The organism is Skermanella stibiiresistens SB22 (genome assembly GCF_000576635.1).
GTDB lineage: Bacteria > Pseudomonadota > Alphaproteobacteria > Azospirillales > Azospirillaceae > Skermanella > Skermanella stibiiresistens.
The window spans coordinates 69,664-87,461 of sequence record NZ_AVFL01000019.1; the positions used below are offsets into that span (position 1 = coordinate 69,664).

18 protein-coding genes are annotated in these 17,798 nt (G+C 66.5%); 3 read left to right on the top strand and 15 right to left on the bottom strand.

What is annotated here, in order from left to right; all coding sequences use genetic code 11:
• Positions 1-324: 324 nt before the first annotated feature.
• The 7 genes from N825_RS22810 to N825_RS22840 form a co-directional block, all read right to left on the bottom strand.
• Positions 325-1,314: a TauD/TfdA dioxygenase family protein gene (locus N825_RS22810; RefSeq protein ID WP_051512804.1), complete on the bottom strand. Its 990-nt coding sequence runs from the start codon at positions 1,312-1,314 to the stop codon at positions 325-327.
• A gap of 71 nt (positions 1,315-1,385) precedes the next feature.
• Positions 1,386-2,495, bottom strand: coding sequence for a PhnD/SsuA/transferrin family substrate-binding protein (locus tag N825_RS22815; RefSeq protein ID WP_198038858.1), 1,110 nt, complete (start codon positions 2,493-2,495; stop codon positions 1,386-1,388).
• Between the two features lie 48 nt (positions 2,496-2,543).
• Complete coding sequence (locus N825_RS22820; protein ID WP_084164987.1) at positions 2,544-3,299, bottom strand: ABC transporter ATP-binding protein; 756 nt, start codon at positions 3,297-3,299, stop codon at positions 2,544-2,546.
• The gene (locus N825_RS22825; RefSeq protein WP_084164988.1) at positions 3,289-4,209 is read right to left on the bottom strand and encodes an ABC transporter permease; all 921 of its coding nucleotides are present in this window, start codon (positions 4,207-4,209) and stop codon (positions 3,289-3,291) included. Before N825_RS22825 ends, N825_RS22820 begins: the two co-directional genes overlap by 11 nt.
• A 233-nt stretch (positions 4,210-4,442) precedes the next feature.
• A complete protein-coding gene (locus N825_RS22830) occupies positions 4,443-4,925 on the bottom strand; it encodes an SRPBCC family protein (RefSeq protein ID WP_037457417.1) in 483 nt (160 codons plus the stop codon).
• Positions 4,926-5,030: 105 nt separating this feature from the next.
• Positions 5,031-5,954 (bottom strand): LysR family transcriptional regulator, encoded by a 924-nt coding sequence (locus N825_RS22835; RefSeq protein ID WP_037457419.1) that lies wholly within the window; start codon positions 5,952-5,954, stop codon positions 5,031-5,033.
• 137 nt (positions 5,955-6,091) lie between these two features.
• Entirely contained in the window at positions 6,092-6,562 is a 471-nt protein-coding gene (locus N825_RS22840) for a MarR family winged helix-turn-helix transcriptional regulator (RefSeq protein ID WP_037457533.1), read from the bottom strand.
• 236 nt (positions 6,563-6,798) lie between these two features.
• Here N825_RS22840 and N825_RS22845 point away from each other — a divergent pair, with 236 nt between their 5' ends.
• Genes N825_RS22845 through N825_RS22855 form a run of 3 tightly spaced genes read left to right on the top strand, consistent with a single transcriptional unit; the run spans position 6,799 to position 10,141 of the window.
• Positions 6,799-7,599 carry an alpha/beta fold hydrolase gene (locus N825_RS22845; protein ID WP_037457421.1) on the top strand — a complete coding sequence of 267 codons (801 nt, stop codon included), beginning with the start codon at positions 6,799-6,801 and terminating at the stop codon, positions 7,597-7,599.
• 46 nt (positions 7,600-7,645) lie between these two features.
• Positions 7,646-9,265, top strand: a complete 1,620-nt coding sequence (locus tag N825_RS22850; protein WP_084164989.1) for a GMC family oxidoreductase — start codon at positions 7,646-7,648, stop codon at positions 9,263-9,265.
• A gap of 36 nt (positions 9,266-9,301) precedes the next feature.
• Positions 9,302-10,141: an alpha/beta fold hydrolase gene (locus tag N825_RS22855; protein WP_063833912.1), complete on the top strand. Its 840-nt coding sequence runs from the start codon at positions 9,302-9,304 to the stop codon at positions 10,139-10,141.
• An 84-nt stretch (positions 10,142-10,225) separates the two neighbouring features.
• Here the strand turns inward: N825_RS22855 and N825_RS22860 are convergent, their stop codons facing one another.
• From N825_RS22860 to N825_RS22895, 8 genes are all read right to left on the bottom strand, one after another.
• Positions 10,226-10,891 carry an RraA family protein gene (locus N825_RS22860; RefSeq protein ID WP_037457423.1) on the bottom strand — a complete coding sequence of 222 codons (666 nt, stop codon included), beginning with the start codon at positions 10,889-10,891 and terminating at the stop codon, positions 10,226-10,228.
• A gap of 8 nt (positions 10,892-10,899) precedes the next feature.
• A complete protein-coding gene (locus tag N825_RS22865) occupies positions 10,900-11,724 on the bottom strand; it encodes a carbon-nitrogen hydrolase family protein (RefSeq protein WP_037457425.1) in 825 nt (274 codons plus the stop codon).
• Between the two features lie 50 nt (positions 11,725-11,774).
• Positions 11,775-12,509, bottom strand: a complete 735-nt coding sequence (locus N825_RS22870; protein ID WP_037457426.1) for an HpcH/HpaI aldolase family protein — start codon at positions 12,507-12,509, stop codon at positions 11,775-11,777.
• A 37-nt stretch (positions 12,510-12,546) separates the two neighbouring features.
• Entirely contained in the window at positions 12,547-13,338 is a 792-nt protein-coding gene (locus N825_RS22875; RefSeq protein WP_037457428.1) for an ABC transporter permease, read from the bottom strand.
• 30 nt (positions 13,339-13,368) lie between these two features.
• The gene (locus N825_RS22880; RefSeq protein WP_037457430.1) at positions 13,369-14,265 is read right to left on the bottom strand and encodes an ABC transporter permease; all 897 of its coding nucleotides are present in this window, start codon (positions 14,263-14,265) and stop codon (positions 13,369-13,371) included.
• 3 nt (positions 14,266-14,268) lie between these two features.
• Positions 14,269-15,402 (bottom strand): ABC transporter ATP-binding protein, encoded by a 1,134-nt coding sequence (locus N825_RS22885; protein WP_084164990.1) that lies wholly within the window; start codon positions 15,400-15,402, stop codon positions 14,269-14,271.
• A gap of 6 nt (positions 15,403-15,408) precedes the next feature.
• Complete coding sequence (locus N825_RS22890) at positions 15,409-16,476, bottom strand: extracellular solute-binding protein (RefSeq protein WP_084164991.1); 1,068 nt, start codon at positions 16,474-16,476, stop codon at positions 15,409-15,411.
• Positions 16,477-16,750: 274 nt separating this feature from the next.
• Complete coding sequence (locus N825_RS22895) at positions 16,751-17,776, bottom strand: LacI family DNA-binding transcriptional regulator (RefSeq protein ID WP_037457432.1); 1,026 nt, start codon at positions 17,774-17,776, stop codon at positions 16,751-16,753.
• Positions 17,777-17,798: the final 22 nt, after the last annotated feature.

The window sequence follows — 17,798 nt, forward strand, 5'->3', positions numbered from 1 at the left end:
ACGATAAGGAATCGAAAGACAAGCGCCGGCATAAGCCGGATTTACTTGTTGGTCTCAGAGTTGGCATAATGATTTTTATTGGGTGACGGCGTGTCGACCTATGAAGAACCTAAGCATGCCGCGTCACTTTGACATCCCCCGACTTCGGATGATGCGCCGCTCTTTTGGTTTTAAAAGATCATACCTGAGTTTAGGGGAGTGCCGCGAAGGAGGTCGCCGGTTCCTCGGGACACCGCGCCATGCCGGCTCCGCCGCGAAGGTGTTTGGGGAGCGGTGCCATCATCGCATGGCACCGCTCCCCGTAAACCTTGGCGTGTGTGGCTTCTAATGCGCCTGTTCGGGACTGTAGGCCTCGATCGGATCGCCCTTGATCGCCGTGGATGGGCGTCCGTCGACCCCGACCGGCACGTCGCCGCGCAGCGTGATCCGATAGAGCTGGCGATCGAAATCAAGGCTGAAGATGTCGCGGGGTGCCAGATGGGCGGTGGCGCGGTTGTCCCAGAAGGCGATGCTGCCGGGATGCCACCGGAAACGGACGGTGTATTCTGGGCGCGTGATGTGCTCGAACAGCAGTTCCAGCAATTGCTGGTTCTCGCGCGGCTTGAGGCCCGTGATCCGCTTCAGGAACGACGGGCTGACGAACAGGACCCGGTCGCCATTCTCCGGCAGGACGCGGACCAGCGGATGCTCGCTGACGAGCGGGCGGCTGGTGTTCTTCTTGATGAAGTCCTCCGTCGGGTCCTGGCCCTCCGGCGGCGAGAAGTAGTGGACGCCGCGCAAGGTGTCGACGAAGCCGCGCAGGGTTTCCGACAGGCCGTTGTAGGCTTCCGCGAGATTGGTCCACAAGGTGTCGCCGCCATAGGGCGGGATATCGACCCCGCGCAGGATCGAGGCGGCGGGAGGATTGATCGCCGCCGTGACGTCCGTGTGCCACCCGGTCCAGGGGCGAACCAGGAGTTCGCCGGTGTGACGCGCGGCCAACCGGTCGCGGGCGACCGAATAGACCTGCGGATGACCCTCGACGAAGCCATAGACCGCGTGGCCCAGGGTCGGCTGGCCGAAGGCGCTGGCGAAGGCGACATGCTGCCCGTGGGTCAGCGGCTGGTCGCGGAAGAAGACGACCCGCCATTTCAGGAGGGCCGCGCGGATCTCCTCGACCACGGCGGGATCGAGAGGCTGGCGCAGATCCGGGCCTTCGATCTCGGCGCCGATATGGCCGGTCAGGGGGTGAACCGCGATGTGGCGGGGTTCCGCCGCGGGAATGGGATCTTGCCGGGATGCTTGCTGGGGTGCCTTCAGGATGGTGGCGGTCATGTCGTCATCCAATCATGGTTGGGACGCCGATGCCCTGCGCATCGATGTCGGTTTCGATTTGGGTGGTAAGGTCAGTTGCCGGCCGTCTCGGCGGCGGGCTGGGCAAGCGGGCGCGGTGTGACGCCGTCGGCTTGGTTTTGCCAAGCCACGATTTCGTTGAAGCGGGCGTCGAGAAACGGCGCCATCTCGACCGGCTTCTTCAGGGCGCCCGTGACGCGCAGCCCATCGGCTATCTGCTGGAAAACCTCGATGGCCCGAGCGTCGATCGGATAGAACGCGCTCCTTCCCTCCTGCTCCAGCAGGAACTTGCCCTGCGAGAAGGTGAGTCCTTGCTTCGCGACGTAGCTAGCCTTGATCCAGTCATCCGGATTCTTGTCCTGCCAGTTGAGGAACTGGACGGCCCGGCGCAGGAAATCCGCCACGGCGGCCGATTTCGCCGGATCGTCGAGCACGGCTTTCCGGACGATCAGGGCGTTGAGGCCCCAATTGTGGCCCCGGCCATCGGCGAGGATGGGCGGTTCGCCCAGGCGGAAATACTGCTGGCCGAGCACGACGGCCGCGTCGACGCCGCGCGATGAGAAGGTCGGCGCGACCTCGGCTCCGGCCAGTTGGACTCCCTTGACGGAGCCGTCGAGGTTGAGGCCGTACTGGTGCAGGATCCCCGCCAGGGCCATGTGGCGTCCCGTGCCGGGTGGATAGGCCACCGTCTTGCCGCGCAGGTCCGCGACGGTCTTGATTTCGCTTCCCGGCTGGGTCACGAGGTAATAGTTGCCGGAACTGCCGGGATTGGCCATCAGCCCGATGGCGACCAAGTCATCGACGCCGGACGCGATGGCGATGGGCAGGGGCGCCTCGCCGACATAGCCGATATCGACGGCGCCGGCGATCAGCGCCTCCAGCACGGCCGGGCCGCCGTTGAAGTTGGCGAAAGTGACGGCATAGGGGGCACCGGCCGACGCGTTCGATTGCTTCCACGGGATCGAGGCTTGATCGTTCTGTTCGGCCACCACCAGCTTCGTCCCGGCTGGGACGGCGGCGGCCAGACGGGCGGCGAGGTCGTCGCCTTGGGCCTTGGCCGGCGGAACGGCGATCGGGAGGCACAGCGCCATCATCGCCAAACTCGCCAGCCGGATGGCGGCGCGCCGAGAAAGCGGGGGAGATGTCGAGGAGAATCCAGTCACGTCCAGGCTCCTTGTGTGGGAGTTTGGGATCTGTCGGGGGGAAATCGGCTAGTCCGGTTCCACGCCCAATTCGGTCAGCAGGTGACGGCGCAACGCCGCGAAGCGGGGGTCGGACCGGTTCCGCGGCGCCGGGAGATCGATCTTGGTGCTCAAGGAAATCCGGCCCTCGGTCAGGACCAGGACACGGTCGGCGAGGAGGATCGCCTCGTCGACGTCATGGGTGACGAGCAGGACGGCCGGCCGATGCTTCCGATAAAGCTCCCGCAGCAGCGCGTGCATGCGGATCCGGGTCAGGGCGTCCAGCGCCCCGAACGGCTCGTCGAGCAGTAGCAATTGCGGCTCGCGCACCATGGCCCGGGCTAGGGCGACGCGTTGCGCCTCTCCCCCCGACAGGGTCCGGGGCCACGCGTTCGCGTGATCCTGGAGACCGACCTCGGCCAGCGTGGCGAGACCGTGTTCCTTGACCTCGCGTGTCTGTGGCAAGCCGAGCGTGACATTGCGCAGCACCGGCAGCCATGGCATCAGGCGGGGATCCTGGAAGACGATGGCCCGGTGCCGGGGAATCCGGACATAGCCGTCCACCTCCGTATCGAGGGCGCCCAGCACCCGTAGGAAGGTGCTCTTGCCAGAACCGCTGCGTCCCAGCAGGGCGACGAACTCGCTTGGCCGCATCTCCAGCGAAAAGTCCCTGAGCACCGCGTGATCGTCGAACGCCTTGCCGACGTTCCGGGCGATCACCGCATGGTCGTGGTGATCGCCTCGGCCCAGGAGCGCCCGCTCCAGGGTGGTTTGGTCACGCGCCATCGAATGACCTCCTCCAGGAAAGCAGCCAGGATTCGAGGAAACGGGCCACCGCCAGCGAGGCCAGTCCCAGCAGGGCGTAGACCCCGAGCAGCACGAAGATCACATCGATGCGGAAGTATTCGCGCGCATCGCTCATCATGCGGCCCAATCCCGTCGGGGCATTGATGGTTTCGGCGAAGATCAGAGCCAGCCACGCGGCGGTCAATGCCAGCCGCAAACCAACCAGGAAACCGGGTAGCGCGCCGGGCAGGATCACCGCCGTGATCAGTTCGCGACGCCCGACTCCGAAGGTCCGCGCCGCCTCCACCAGCGACGCGTCGACATTCCTGATGGCGCTGTAGGTGTTGATGTGTATGGCGATCCAGACGCTGAGCGTGATCAGCGCCACCTTCGGCTCCTCGCCGATCCCGAACCAGGCGATCAGCACGGGCAGGAAGGCGAAGTTCGGCACCGCGTGCAGGATTTCCATGTTGGCGTCGATCAGGTTCTCGCCCCACCGCGCGAGGCCGGCGACGAGGGCTCCGACCACGCCCAGGGATACGCCAATCGCCAGTCCTTGCAGGACCCGCTGCAGCGACGCCCACAGGTGACCCTGGAGTTCACCAGATCCCAGCATCGTGATCGCGGTGTTCAGGACCGTCATGGGACCGGGGGTGGTCCGTGGATCGAGAAGCTGCGCCATCGAGAGCCCTTGCCAAACCGCGATGATGACGACGGGCCCGACAAGACGCTGCAGCCATCGAGGCACCCTCGAGCGGCGGGCCGGAACGAAGCCCACGGTTGTCGGATCCACCAGGTCGAGCGGCGTCGCGGCGCTTGGTGGATCGGCCCGTCCAAGCAAGGAGGCGCTGGAAGGGTGTCCAGCCTCCCAGACCGAGCTTATGGCTTTCGAGGCCGATAGGAGGGTCATGGCCGCATCCCGGTTAATTCCAGAAATTACCGTTTCAGGATAGTTAATCAGCGACCGGAGTCAAACAAATTGAATCACTACGGTTTGTGATTCTTTAATAATAGCACTATAAAATTGTAAAACAGCGGCGCGAGTTCATAGAGCCGTTCCGCAGGGTGCCACGCCAGCGGAGCCGCTGGCGGGACACCCGACGGAAACGTCAGTCCATCGGCTTGGCGATACCAACCTCGTCGTTATTTCACGAGAACGTCGGCGCCGGCCTTGTAGATCCCTTCGATGGTCTTGAGCGCATCCGCGTCGCTGGCGTCTCGCGCGTTGAACTTCCCGGTCCAGACGACCGCCGAACCGGAGCCGGTCGGCACGACGCTGATCACCGATTGGTAGTCGCGCACCGGCAGGGGCGAGGAGATGATCGAGTAGGAATACGAGCGCGCCGCGTCGTCACGGGCTTCCAGCTTCTCCAGGATGGCGCCGCCACCCTTCAGCGCCAGCGTCCTTAGGGTGGCGCCGTCCTTGGCCGACAGGGCGCAGCTTTCCACCGCCGGATGCCACTGGGCGATCCCACAGAAATCTCCGATTTTCGACCAGACAGCCGCGGGTGGGGAAGCGCTCTCCGCCCGGTACGCGGCGTCGAGCGCCAGGGATGGCGCCGCCGACAGGAGGATCAGTGCGGCGGCCAAGGCCGGTGTTTTCAGGGATGTGGGAATGTGGCGCATGGGTTTCTCTTTTCTCGTTGATTGGGCCAATCCCTCCCAACATGCCACCCGACGACATTTTTGGTAAATGCTTCGATAGTAGCGTGAAGCACACGGCCCCGGCGCTCAGATCACCGTCGCCAGGCTGTCGTCATAGAGACCGCAGAATCCAGCCGTCACCTCGCGCGCGATCTTGGTCACCAGCCCGCCCAGGCCCTCGTCGTCCCGATCCAGCTGGATCATCGAGTATTTCGTCGGCGGAAAGGCCGGCCGCACTTTCAGCACGCAGAGCGAGCCGTCCCGCAATTCGCGCTGGATGCTGACCGGCGGCAGGACGGAGATGCCCATTCCCATCGAGACCAGGTTGATCGTCGTCGCCAGCGAGTTGGAGTGGTGGACGATCGACACCTCCGACAGCGTGTCGGCGAAATAGGCCATCAGCCGCTTGTGGTTATGGGTGCCAACGGCATAGGAGATGATCGGATAGGACAGCAGGTCCTCGATCGTCAGCGTCTCGTCCGGCGCGTGGGTCAGGATGCGCGGATCGGCGATCCAGAACATGCCCAGACTGCACAGATCCACCACGCGGAAGCCGGCCGTCACCGGCGGCGCTATGCAGATCGCTGCGTCGATCTCGCGCGCCTCCAGCTTCTGGAGCATGGTCGTCGAGGTGTCGGTCGTGATCGAGAACCTGACATTGGGGAACTCCTTCTGGAGCACGCCGACGATGCCCGGCAGCAGCGCCTGCGCCATGCTGGGCAGGAAGCCGATGCGGACCGTTCCCGCGATCTCCTGGACGGGATGCAGGCTGCGGATCAGGTCGTAATAGCGGTCGACGATGTCCCGCGCCCCGCCGACGAACATCGATCCCTCGGCGGTAGGGCGGACATCGCGGCTGTCACGGTCGAACAGGCGGAAGCCAAGCTCCTGTTCCATCGCGGCGATGCGGTTGGAGATGGCAGCCGGCGTGATGTTCAACCGATCGGCGGTGGCGCGGAAATTCCGCAGTTCGTCAAGGCAAATGGCGGTTTCGAGGAAGCGGATGTTCATGCCATTCCAGGATCTTCTTCAGGATCGCCAAGGCTCGCGGCCCTCGGGAATGGTTGGGGATTATCGTCTTCCTTGGCCGGCCACGCAATCAGGGCAATCGGGTGAAGGTGGTCATGACGGAACCAGCATGGGCGGATTCAGCCGCCGTCGGGGCTCCAGCGCCCGATGCGGCTGTAGATCTCATCCCGTAGCCGCCTGACCTTCATGTTGAGGTCTCCGAGTTCCGCCGGGGATTGGCCGGACGCTTCAAGCAAGGCTTCGCCGAGGCATCCAGCCCGATCCTTCAGGGCGCGCCCTTGGTTTGTCAGTGCCACGACCACCTGCCGCTCGTTCTCCGGATTGCGCGTCCGTTGGATCAGGCCGGCCACCTCCAGCCGTTTGAGCAACGGCGTGAGCGTGCTCGATTCAAGTGCCAGCCGCTCGGCGATGCGGCCGACCGTCCGCTCGTCCTCGCGCCACAGGACATTGAGCACGAGATACTGCGGATAGGTCAATCCAAGCTCGTCGAGCAGGGGTTTGTAGGCGCGTTGGATCGCGATGCCCGCCGAATAGATGGAGTAGCAGAGTTGGTCGTCCAGCGGGACCGGGCCGTCGGTTTCGTTCGTCATGGCATGCTCCTTCACCCGCATTATGGGGCCTGAGATCGCGAAAATAAATATCGCGATACTTTTTTCCTGGACGGCGGCGAGGCTCAGTGCTAAATCATTAATTATCGCGATAAACGTTATCGAGATATATATGGTGGATCATGAGCGACCTCAATCGCACCGTGGCCGCGGCGGCCTGGATGTTCGCCTGACCCCGGCCGCCTGAGTTGTCCGTCCTTTTCGAAAGGAAGTCTCCCATGATGAACAGTCTTCGCATCGCCGCCCTCACCGCCGTTCTGGCCACCTCGCCATTCGCCGCCCAGTCTCAACAAGTCGACCTTGGCGCCCATGGTATCGGGGAGCGGACGGTTCGCAACGTCGTGCTGGTCCATGGCGCCTTCGCCGACGGGTCCGGCTGGCGCGGCGTCCATGACGAGCTGACGCGGCGGGGCTATCGCGTGACCATCGTCCAGAACCCGCTCACCTCGCTCGCCGACGACGTCGCCGCGACGAAGCGCGCCCTGGCCAGGCAGGATGGTCCGGCGATCCTCGTCGGCCACAGCTGGGGCGGCACGGTCATCACCGAAGCCGGCGTCGACCCGAAGGTCGCCGGTCTCGTCTATGTCTCCGCCCTCTCGCCCGACGCGGGCGAGACGACGGCCCAGCAATATGAAGGCTTCGTCACGCCCGCCGAATTCGTCATCGACACGCGGGACGACGGCTTCGGCTTCGTGAAGGCGGAGAATTTCAAGATCGGCTTCGCCGCCGACGCGAGTGACGCGGACGCGGCCTTCATGCGCGACTCGCAGGTCCCGATCAACCTGTCGGCCTTCGGGACCAAACTGACCCAGGCCGCATGGCGTTCCAAGCCGAGCTGGGCCGTGATCGCGACCGACGACAAGGCGTTCGATCTTCGCATGCTGCGCCACATGGCGGACCGCATCGGCGCCGAGGTCACCGAGGTGCCGGCCAGCCACGCGGTCTTCATGACCCAGCCCAAGGTCGTCGCCGACGTTATCGACCAAGCGGCCAAGGAAAGCCCGCGCGAGACGCGCTGATCCTAAGGCCCGCTCCCAACCAGCATCCCCGGAAAAGGAAGAAACGATGCCTAGCCATCACCTTGCCAGCCAGGATACGGACCACACCCATCAAGCGCGGGAACAGCGGCGGCGGTTCGCCGCCGAACCGGATACCGTCCATGATTTCATCGTCTGCGGCGCAGGTGCGTCGGGTTCGGTCATCGCCCGCCGTCTCGCCGAGAATCCCGACGCGCGGGTCCTCCTGATCGAGGCTGGCGGAAGCGATGAGGCCGCCTCCGTGCTCGATCCCGCCCAGTGGCCGACCAATCTTGGAAGCGAGCGCGACTGGGGCTTTCAAGCCGAGCCCAACCCGCATCTCCATGGCCGCGCCTTATCCATGTCGATGGGCAAGGGCCTGGGAGGCGGCTCGAGCGTGAACGTGATGGTGTGGGCGCGGGGCCATCGCGACGACTGGGATTTCTTCGCGTCCGAGGCCGGCGACGCCGCATGGGGTTATCAATCCGTTCTGGAGATATATCGGCGTATCGAAAACTGGCGGGGGACCCCGGACCCGCGCTTCCGCGGCACCGATGGCCCTGTCTGGGTTCAGCCGGCCCATGACCCCCACCCGCTCGCGCACGCGATGCTGGGTGCCGCGCGCGAACTGGGCATCCCGACGTTCGAGAGCCCGAACGGCGCCATGATGGAGGGGCCGGGTGGTGCCGCCCTGACCGACATGCTGGTCCGCGACGGCCAGCGCCATTCGCTGTACCGGGCCTATGTCCATCCCTGGTCCGATCGTTCCAATCTGACCATCCTGACCGGCGCCCAGGTGCGGCGCGTGCTGTTCGACGGCCGCCGGGCACGAGCCGTCGAGGTCGAGAAGGACGGACGCGTCCTTACCATCGGCGCGCGCTGCGAGATCATCCTGTCCGCGGGTGCCATCAACACGCCCAAGCTGCTCATGCTGTCGGGCATCGGCGACCGGGCCGAACTGGAGCGGCATTCAATCCCGGTCCTCCAGCATCTGCCCGGAGTGGGGCGGAACATGCAGGACCATGTCTCCTTCGGCTGCACCTGGGAATGCAAGGAACCGATCGCGCCCCGCAACAGCGGCAGCGAAGCGACGCTCTATTGGAAGAGCCGACCCGAACTCGAGTCTCCCGACCTGCTGTTCTGCCAGGTCGAGTTTCCGGTGCCGAGTGACCGCACCGCGGCACTCGGCGTGCCCGAACATGGCTGGACGATGTTCGCGGGGCTGGCACAGCCGAAGAGCCGCGGTCGCCTCCGGCTGCGCGACGCCGATCCCGCCAAGCCGCCGGTCATCGACGCCAACATGTTGTCCGACCCCGCCGATCTGGAAGCGGCCCGGGCTTGCGTCAGGCTGTGCCGCGCTCTCGGAAACGCCGAGGCGTTCAAGCCCCACGTCACGCGCGAAGCCATTCCGGGCGTCCTGGATGCCGCTGGGGAGGATGCCTTCATCCGCGATTCGGCCGTCACCTACTGGCATCAATGCGGCACGGCGAAGATGGGGCGCGACGACATGTCGGTCGTCGACTCTTCGCTCTCCGTCCATGGCGTCGAAGGAATTCGGGTCGCGGACGGTTCCATCATGCCGCGCGTGACCACCGGCAATACCCAGGCGCCGTGCGCGATCATCGGCGAGCAGGCGGCGGCGCGGCTCCGCGCAAGGCACGGCCTGTAGGCCGACGCTCCGGCCAGCCATCTCATGGAGAAGACTATGACGACACAAAGCGACACGCCCACCCGCCACGTTCTCGAGATCGCCGGCGGTACGCTCTCCATGGTCGAGTGCGGCCAGGGCCCGGCGGTGCTCCTCGCCCACGGTTACCTCTGGGACTGGCGGATGTGGCGACCCCAGATCGAGGCCCTGCGGTCCCGATACCGCCTCATCGTGCCCGAGATGTGGGGTCATGGCGACTCCGGGCCCCTGCCGGCGGACACCCACCGGCATGCCGATCTCGCGGCGCAAATGCTCGCCCTGATGGACCGCCTCGACATCGAGCGTTTCGCGGTGGTCGGTTCGTCTATGGGCGGCATGTGGGGCGCACACCTCGCAGCCTCCGCACCGGAGCGGGTTACCGGCCTCGCCCTGCTCAACAGCTATCTTGGCGCGGAACCGGAAGTGAGCCGCCGCACCTATTTCGGCATGCTCGACGCGGTGGAACGCGAGGGACGGGTGAACGACGCGATCATGGCGCAAATCATCCCGCTCTTCTTCGCGGCCGGCGTCGAGACCCGGTCTCCCGACTTGCCGATCCTCCTGCGCGACCAGATCACCCGGTTCGACGCGGCGCGCCTGCGCGGGACGATAGCGCCTCTCGGTCGCCTGATATTCGGCCGCGAGGATGCCCTGGACGTCCTGGACACTGTTCGGGCTCCGACGATCATCGTCGCCGGACGCCAGGACCGGTCCCGCCCGGCTTCGGAAAGCGCCGTCATGGCGGAGCGCATCGGGTGCGGTCTCCACGTTCTCGACGGCTGTGGGCATACCGCGACGCTCGAACGACCGGCGGAGGTGAACCTCATCCTTTCGAACTTCCTCGGGTCGCTAGGCTGAGGGACGACCGGATCCTTCGCGTGGATCCTTCGTGATATGGTTGCCGCCACCGTCGAGAAGCGCGACGGTGGCGGTGCGCCGTCATCAGGGTGCCATTCGCGCGAGCACTTTGGCGCTGGCCCCCGTCAGCTCGCCCAGCTTGGCGCCGTGCCGCACCGTCGCCTCGCGCTCGCGGCCGCTCGATTGCCGCCGCAGCGCCTCCGTCGCCACGGCGCGGACCTCGGCGCGCGGCAACACCAGCACGCCGCTCTCGTCGGCCAGCACCGCGTCGCCCGGCATCACCGGCACGCCGCCGCACGAGATCGCGATGTTCAGCCCGCCGCCGATGTCGTAGAGCCGGGTCGTGATCGGCGAGACGCCCCGCGCCCACATCGGGAAGTCGGAGTCCTCGATTTCGGCCAGATCGGTGCAGGGGCCATCGACGATGCCCGCGACCGCTCCCGCCGCCTTCGCCGCGATCGTGACGCCGCCGCCCCAGCAGGCGTGGCGGTCGTCGCCCAGCCTGTCGACCACCAGCACGTCGCCGGGCCGCAGCAGGCCCGCCGCGTGGTGCAGCAGGGTGGAATCGGCTCCCGGAATCGCCAGCGTCACCGCCGTGCCGACGATCCGCTTGCCGCGCAGCAGCGGCTTGATGCCGTAATCCATGAAGCCGAACAGGCGCCAGTGGCCGACCGTCGCGGTCTCCACCTCGGCGAGCAGGGCTAGGTCCTCGGCCGGAAGCTGTTCCGGCATGTCGTTGATCGTGTACATGGGGTTCCTCAGACACAAGCCAGACGGCGGTGGGCCTTCATCGGGATCGCCGCGCGGACGCGCTCGATCTGGGTCCGGTCGATATGGGAGGTGACGTGACCGACGCCGTCCGAGGCGCGACCGACCACGTGGCCCCACGGGTCGCAGACCAGCGAGTGGCCATAGGTGAACCGCTTCTCGCCGCTGGAGATGTGGGCGCCCCACTGGCCGCACGCGGCGAAATAGGTCTGCGTCTCGATCGCGCGGGCGCGCGACAGCACCTCCCAGTGATCCTTGCCGGTCTGGAGCGTGAAGGCGGCGGGCAGCACGATGACGTCGGCGCCGCCCTTGGCCAGTTCCAGGAACAGCTCGGCGAAGCGGATGTCGTAGCATATCGCGCAGCCGACCTTGAAGCCGTCGACCTCGTAGAACACGATGTCCTCGCCCGGCTTGACCGTCGCGGACTCCTTGTAGGCCGTGCCGTCCGGCGCCACGATGTCGAACATGTGGATCTTGCGGTAGCGGGCGACCTCGCGGCCACGCCGGTCGAACACCACGGTGGTGTTGTAAATCCGGTCCTCGCCGGGGATGCGCTCCATCATGCTGCCGGCGTGGACGAACACGCCGTGCCGCTCGGCGAAACCCTTCATGGTCTCATAGGCGGCACCGCCGGGAGCGGGCTCGGCCGCCGCCAGTTTGTCGGCCAGCGAGCCGCCGTAATACTCGAAATACTCCGGCAGGACGATCAGGTCGGGGCGGTCGCTCTCGATCGCCTTGGTCATCAGGTCGACGGCGCCGCGCAGGTTGGCGGCGCGGTCGGTCTGTGGGTTGGTCTGGATCAGCGTGATCTTCACGGCGGTTGTTTCCTGCTTGTTTCGAATTCGGAAGATTTTGAGAACCAGGCTCAGGCGATGACCGCCTCTTTCCGAAGCGCCTCGACGGTCGAGACGATGCCCTGGCGGATCGTCATGTTCTGGGTCGCGACCACCATCAGGGCGGCGCCCTCCTCCTGGGCGAAGACCCGTTCGGCCGGTGTCCAGGCCGGCATGATCCAGGGCTTGCCCGCGTTCCGCGCGGCGGCGGTGACGCGCCGCAGGTCGGTCCGGTCGGCGTCGGTGAAGGCGTAGGCGCCGCGGCCACGCGCCAGCGCCAGGTCGGACGGGCCGGGGAACAGGCCGTCCACGGTGTCCAGCGCCACGATCCGCTCGATGTCCTCCAGGCTCTCCGCCGTCTCGATCATGGCGTAGCACCGGGTCCGCCGGTTCTCGGTGTCGAAGGCGTCGCTCGCCGGGCGGGTGTAGCCATAGATCCGGCCGCCGGCGTAGCTGCGGGTTCCCAGCGGCGGGTATTTGGCGGCGGCGGTGACCTCGCGGGCGTGTTCGGCGTCGCGGATGTGCGGGACGATGACGCCGTCCGCTCCGAAGTCCAGCGCCTGCTGGATCGACTCCATGGTGGGGGCGATCACCTTCGCCAGCACCGACAGCCCGCTGGCCTTGGCGAAGGCGACGAACTGGTCGAGCGTGCCGAGGTCGAAGGTGCCGTGCTCCAGCTCGATCACCAGGGTCCGGAAGCCCGCCAGCCGGGTCATCTCAAGATAGCCGTAGTGCGGCTGCGACATCCACAGGGCGACGTTTTTCATGGGTTGTCTTCTCTCGGAAAGTATCGGAAGGGGCGGTTCACTTGCCCATCGCCTTGGACAGGCCGAGCGAGCGTTCGACCAGCAGCACGACCAGCAGGGTGGCGGCGACCAGCACGACTGACACGGCGGCGATCAGCGGATCGGTCCGCGATTCGACGTAGTTGAAGATCTCGACTGGCAGGGTGGTGATATGAGGGCCGGTGATGAACAGCGAGATCACCACCTCGTCGAACGACAGCAGGAAGGACAGCGCGGCGCTGGCGACCAGGCCCGGCATCATCAGCGGCAGGGTGACCCGGCGGAACACCACCAAGGGCGAGGCGCCCAGCATGGTGGCGGCCTCCTCGACCGAGGGGGGCAGGGTGGTCAGGGCCGTGGACATGATGCGGACGACATAGGGGGTCGTCACGATCAGATGGGCCACCACCAGCCCGACGAAGGTCGCCAACAGCTGGAGCTTGACGAAGACCAGCAGGATCGACAGCCCCAGCACGATCGACGGCAGCAGCAGCGGCGCCGTGAACAGGTTCATCAGCGCGTCCCGACCCCGGAAGCGGAAGCGGTGCAGCGCGTAGGCCGCCGGAATGCCCGCCGCCAGCGACAGCACGGTGACGATGGCCGCCAGCGACAGGCTGACCTGGAAGGCGTTGACCAGCGCCTGATGCTCGAACATCTGGGCGTACCAGCGCACACCCCACGAGGTCGGCGGAAAGGTCAGGATGTTGTCGTCGCTGAACGACAGCGGCACGACGATGAGGATCGGAGCGAGCAGGAACAGGTACAGTCCGGTGACGAGGACCCTGAACCCAACCGTCGTCGAGCCTACCATGACGAATTCTCCTCTACGGTGAAGCGGGGGTCAGTCGAACCGGCGGACCACGTTCGAGTAGACGGCGAGCGCGAAGCCGAACAGCACCAGCACCGCGACCGAGATGGTCGCCGCCAGGGGCCACTCCAGCTGGATCACCGCCTGATCGTAGATCTCCGTCGCCAGCAGGAAGACCCGTCCGCCGCCCAGCAGCTTCGGCGTGATGAACGAGCTGATCGACAGCACGAAGCACAGCAGGCAGCCCAGCGCCACGCCCGGCAGGGTCAGCGGCAGCGTCACCCGGCGGAAGCGGCTGAGCCTGCCGGCGCCCAGCGACGCCGCCGCCTCGCTGAGGCTGGCATCCAGCCGGCCGAAACCCGCGATCAGCGACAGCGCCATGTAGGGCATCAGGATCTCGACCAGACCGATCACCACGCCCAACGTGTTGTTGACCAGCCGCAGCGGCGACGCGATCAGCCCCATGCCGACCAGCATGTTGTTGACCAGTCCCTGGTCGCCCAGCAGTACCATCCAGCCATAGGTCCGGACCACGCTGCTGACCAGCAGGGGCGAGATCGTCATGACGAACAGCAGGTTGCGCCAGCGCGGCGACACCGTGTGCAGGAACATCGCGATCGGATAGGCGCACAGCAGCGTCAGCACCGTCACGACGAAGGCCAGCAGCACCGAGTTCCAGATCATCGACAGGTAATAGGCGTCGGTCAGGAAGTCGACGTAGTTGCCGATCGTGGTCGTGTCGGTCAGGACGCCGCCGCTGCCCTCCAGGAAGGAGATGCGGACCAGCTGCGCCACCGGCAGGATGAAGGCGATCAGGTTGACCAGCATCATCGGCGCCAGCAGCGCCACCGGCACGACCGGGAAGACCTTGGCGCGCGCCGTCGCGGTGGGAGCGTCCGCCAGGGGGAGGGAGGTTTCCGAGACGGCCATGGATCACCTCTCGAACACGAGCATGTCGTCAGGCCGCCACTCGCACAGCAGCTTGTCGCCGACCGCGACGGCGAGCCCCCGGCCATGGGTCGGCGTCTCGACCTGGAGCGTCGGGCCGCCGATGTCGATGTCGTACTGGACGATGTCGCCGACATAGGTCGTCCGCAGGACCCGCCCCTCGGCGCTGTTGGTGGATGTGCTGAGCAGCGCCCGGTCGCGGTGCGGCGTCAGGTTGATCCGATGCGGCCGGATCGCGACCTTGGCCTTGCCGGGCCGGATGGTGGTGGCGGCGCAGGAATAGACGCCGTCTCCCAGCCGAACGCGGTGGCCGTTCAGGACCTCGCAGTCCAGGATGTTGGTCCGTCCCACGAAATCGGCGACGAACAGCGAGGCTGGCCGCTCGTAGATGTCCTCCGGCGTGCCGATCTGCGCCAGCCGGCCGCCCGACATCACGCCGACCACGTCGCACATGGTCAGCGCCTCGACTTGGTCGTGGGTGACGAAGACCGTCGTGATGCCCAGCCGCTGCTGGATCTCGCGGATCTCGCGGCGCATCTCGTCGCGCAGCTTGGCGTCCAGGTTGGACAGCGGCTCGTCGAGCAGCAGGATCCGGGGGTTGATCACCAGCGCCCGCGCCAGCGCCACCCGCTGCTGCTGGCCGCCCGACATCTCGCGCGGCTTGCGCTCGCCATAGCCGGGCAGGCGGACCAGTTCCAGAGCCTCGGCGACCCGGCGGCGCGCCTCGGCCTTCGGCACCCGCCGCATGTCCAGGCCGAAGGCGACGTTCTCGGCCACCGTCATGTGTGGGAACAGGGCGTAGTTCTGGAAGACGAGGCCGAAGTCGCGCTGGTGCGGCGGCCTCAGCGAGATGTCGTCGTCATCGACCAGGATGCGTCCCGAGGTGATCGGCAGCAGCCCGGCGATCATCCGCAGCGTCGTGGTCTTGCCGCAGCCGGACGGCCCCAGCAGGCCGAGCAGCTTGCCGCGCTCCAGGTCCAGGTTGACGTCGGACACGGCGTTGACGTCGCCGGCGAAGCGTTTGGTGACGCCTTCCAGCCGAAGGTGGCCGCGTTCCGGGCGGGCCGCCGGTGCCGAGTGGGCCGGGCGGGGATCGAGGGTTCTTTGAGCGAGGGTCATGGCGGTTCAGCGTCCGGCCGGGATGATCTGGCGGCGCCAAGGCTTCAGCATGTCGTCGCGGATCTCGCCCATCCGCATCCAGTCCACCGGGATCTGGCTGGCCCTGCGCTCGGGATCCATCAGCGGGATGCGTCCGCGCACCGCGTCGGCGACCTCGGCCTTGGTGTTGGTCGGCGCGTAGTACATGGCCTCGGCGAAGTTCGCCTGGGCCTCGGCCCCCAGCGCGTAGTCGATGAAGGTGTCTACCGCCTCCTGCTTCTTCGAATTGGCGACCGCCGAGATCACGTTGACCTGGGTGACGGTGCCCTCCGCCGGGGCGACCGTCTGAAGCCGGCCCTCGGACTGGTCGACGAAGTATTGGCCGCGCGCGTTGTAGCCGACCGCGAGGTTGGCGGTGCCGTTGGCGACCAGGGTGTAGGCGTCGGGCTTGGGCTCCCAGGTCTGGACCAGCGGCGCCATCTCCACCAGCTTGTCGACGCCAGGCTCGATCGTCTTGGTGTAATCGTCCTCGCCGCCCAGCCGATTGGCGATCACGGTCAAGGCGATCGCCTGGATATCGCCGCCGCCCTGCGCCGGGATGATGATCTTGCCGGCTTGGCTCTTGTCCCACAGCGCGGTCCAGCTGGTCGGCGGCACCGGGAAGGCCGCCTTGTTGTAGAGCATCAGGTAGGTGTCGTAGGTCAGCGGCGGCGCGAAGCCGCCCAGCTCCTTGCCCACATCGCTCAGCGAGGCGTAGTTCGGGATGCGGGACAGGTCGATCTCCCGCACCAGCCCCTCGTCCCGCGCGATTTTGGCGACGGAGAGGTCATAGATCACCGCGTCGGTCTGGGGAGCGTCCTTCTGCGCCCGCATCAGGCCCAGCGAGGTGGCGGCGTTCTGGACGCCGTAGAAGGTCACCTTGATGTCCGGGTGCGCCGCCTGGAACGGCTCGATCACGGCCTTGACGTAATTGTCCTGGAAGGCGCCGCGATAGCCCATCACTGTGATGTCGGTGGCGTTGGCACCCTGGATCGCGCCGGTGACCAAGAGCGTCGCGCCAAAAGCTGTGGAGGAGAGCGAGAGCGGTTTCATCATCGTCCTATCCCTGTTCAAGGACCCCCCTCGCGGACGAACCGTGTGACGGTTCGTTTCCGCGCCGGGTGGGCGGATTTCGCGTTCAGGACATGTTCAATGTCAGCGGGATCGGGGTCGTTGTCTTCGCGGGTCCTGGCAGTGGATCTTGCGCTGGATGTTCCCCGCGGAGCCCCGATCGTTGCAACGACGATAGGCGCCGTTCCGAAACGCCGTCCAACGCGGAAATCTGTTCGAGCGCGCGGTTTTTCCTAACGGCCATCCGCCGGCCCGCCGCTTAGCCTCGCGGGGGTGCCGTCGATCCCCGCACCACCAGTTCGGAATCGATCACGCGGGTTACGGTATCCGTCTCCGGTTTGCCGATCCGCGCCAGCAGCAGTTCAGCCGCCTGACGGCCCATGTCGGCCTGATGGATGTGGACCGTGGTCAAGGGCGGATCGACCATGTCGATCATCGGCATGTCGTTGTGGCCCACCACCGAGATGTCGTCCGGGCAGCGGAGCCCCCGCGCCCGCAGTTCCTGGTACAGTCCCAGCGCCAGCAGGTCGTTGGCGGTGGCCACGGCCGTCAGGTCATGGCGATCCAGAAGCTCGATCGCGGCGGCCCGTCCGGCGTCTCGCGTGTAGGCCTCGGCGGTCACGACGGCGTCCGCGTCCAAGCCTGCTTCCGCCATCGCCTTCCCGAAGCCCTCCAGCCGCAGCGCGCCGGTGGACAGGTGGCTCGGTCCCCCGATATGGCCGATGCGGCGGTGTCCCAGCGCCACGAGATGCTCGACCGCCAGACGCATGCCGCAGATATCGTTGGAGATGACGGTGGAGACGCGCGCCTTCTCCTCGGCCCGGTTGACCAGCACCGCCGGCACCCCGGCCTCGGCGCACCGGGTCACCACGGGATCGTCGCGTTGGGCGGTGGCGAGGATCACACCCTCGACCCGGTGGGCGATCAACTGGTCGATGATCTGGATCTGCCGCGCCACGCCGCCACCCGCGTTGGCGATCAGGGCGGAGTAGCCGTTGGCCGCCAGCACCGTCTCGATCGCGCTGACGATCGGTGCGAACACGAGGTTGGCCAGATCGGGAACCACGATGCCGATCAGGCGCGACCGTTTGGTGCGCAGGCCCGCCGCCAGTTCGTCGCGCTGATAGCCGATCCTTCGCGCGGCGGCCTGGACACGCTCGACCACATCGGGGCCGATCAGATGCGCCTTGTCCGGATTGAGCGCCCGCGACGCCGTGGAGCGGTGGACGCCAGCGGCGTCGGCCACCGCTTGGAGAGTCGCTGGCTGTCGCGTCATCTCATTCATGAATCACCGGTATCCACCCAAC

Bases quoted from the DNA above. Each gene is read 5' to 3' on its own strand.
- N825_RS22810 (WP_051512804.1), bottom strand. From the start codon at position 1,314: ATGACCGCCACCATCCTGAAGGCACCCCAGCAAGCATCCCGGCAAGAT.
- N825_RS22820 (WP_084164987.1), bottom strand. From the start codon at position 3,299: ATGGCGCGTGACCAAACCACCCTGGAGCGGGCGCTCCTGGGCCGAGGC.
- N825_RS22825 (WP_084164988.1), bottom strand. From the start codon at position 4,209: ATGACCCTCCTATCGGCCTCGAAAGCCATAAGCTCGGTCTGGGAGGCT.
- N825_RS22830 (WP_037457417.1), bottom strand. From the start codon at position 4,925: ATGCGCCACATTCCCACATCCCTGAAAACACCGGCCTTGGCCGCCGCA.
- N825_RS22835 (WP_037457419.1), bottom strand. From the start codon at position 5,954: ATGAACATCCGCTTCCTCGAAACCGCCATTTGCCTTGACGAACTGCGG.
- N825_RS22840 (WP_037457533.1), bottom strand. From the start codon at position 6,562: ATGACGAACGAAACCGACGGCCCGGTCCCGCTGGACGACCAACTCTGC.
- N825_RS22845 (WP_037457421.1), top strand. From the start codon at position 6,799: ATGATGAACAGTCTTCGCATCGCCGCCCTCACCGCCGTTCTGGCCACC.
- N825_RS22850 (WP_084164989.1), top strand. From the start codon at position 7,646: ATGCCTAGCCATCACCTTGCCAGCCAGGATACGGACCACACCCATCAA.
- N825_RS22855 (WP_063833912.1), top strand. From the start codon at position 9,302: ATGACGACACAAAGCGACACGCCCACCCGCCACGTTCTCGAGATCGCC.
- N825_RS22860 (WP_037457423.1), bottom strand. From the start codon at position 10,891: ATGTACACGATCAACGACATGCCGGAACAGCTTCCGGCCGAGGACCTA.
- N825_RS22870 (WP_037457426.1), bottom strand. From the start codon at position 12,509: ATGAAAAACGTCGCCCTGTGGATGTCGCAGCCGCACTACGGCTATCTT.
- N825_RS22875 (WP_037457428.1), bottom strand. From the start codon at position 13,338: ATGGTAGGCTCGACGACGGTTGGGTTCAGGGTCCTCGTCACCGGACTG.
- N825_RS22880 (WP_037457430.1), bottom strand. From the start codon at position 14,265: ATGGCCGTCTCGGAAACCTCCCTCCCCCTGGCGGACGCTCCCACCGCG.
- N825_RS22885 (WP_084164990.1), bottom strand. From the start codon at position 15,402: ATGACCCTCGCTCAAAGAACCCTCGATCCCCGCCCGGCCCACTCGGCA.
- N825_RS22890 (WP_084164991.1), bottom strand. From the start codon at position 16,476: ATGATGAAACCGCTCTCGCTCTCCTCCACAGCTTTTGGCGCGACGCTC.
- N825_RS22895 (WP_037457432.1), bottom strand. From the start codon at position 17,776: ATGAATGAGATGACGCGACAGCCAGCGACTCTCCAAGCGGTGGCCGAC.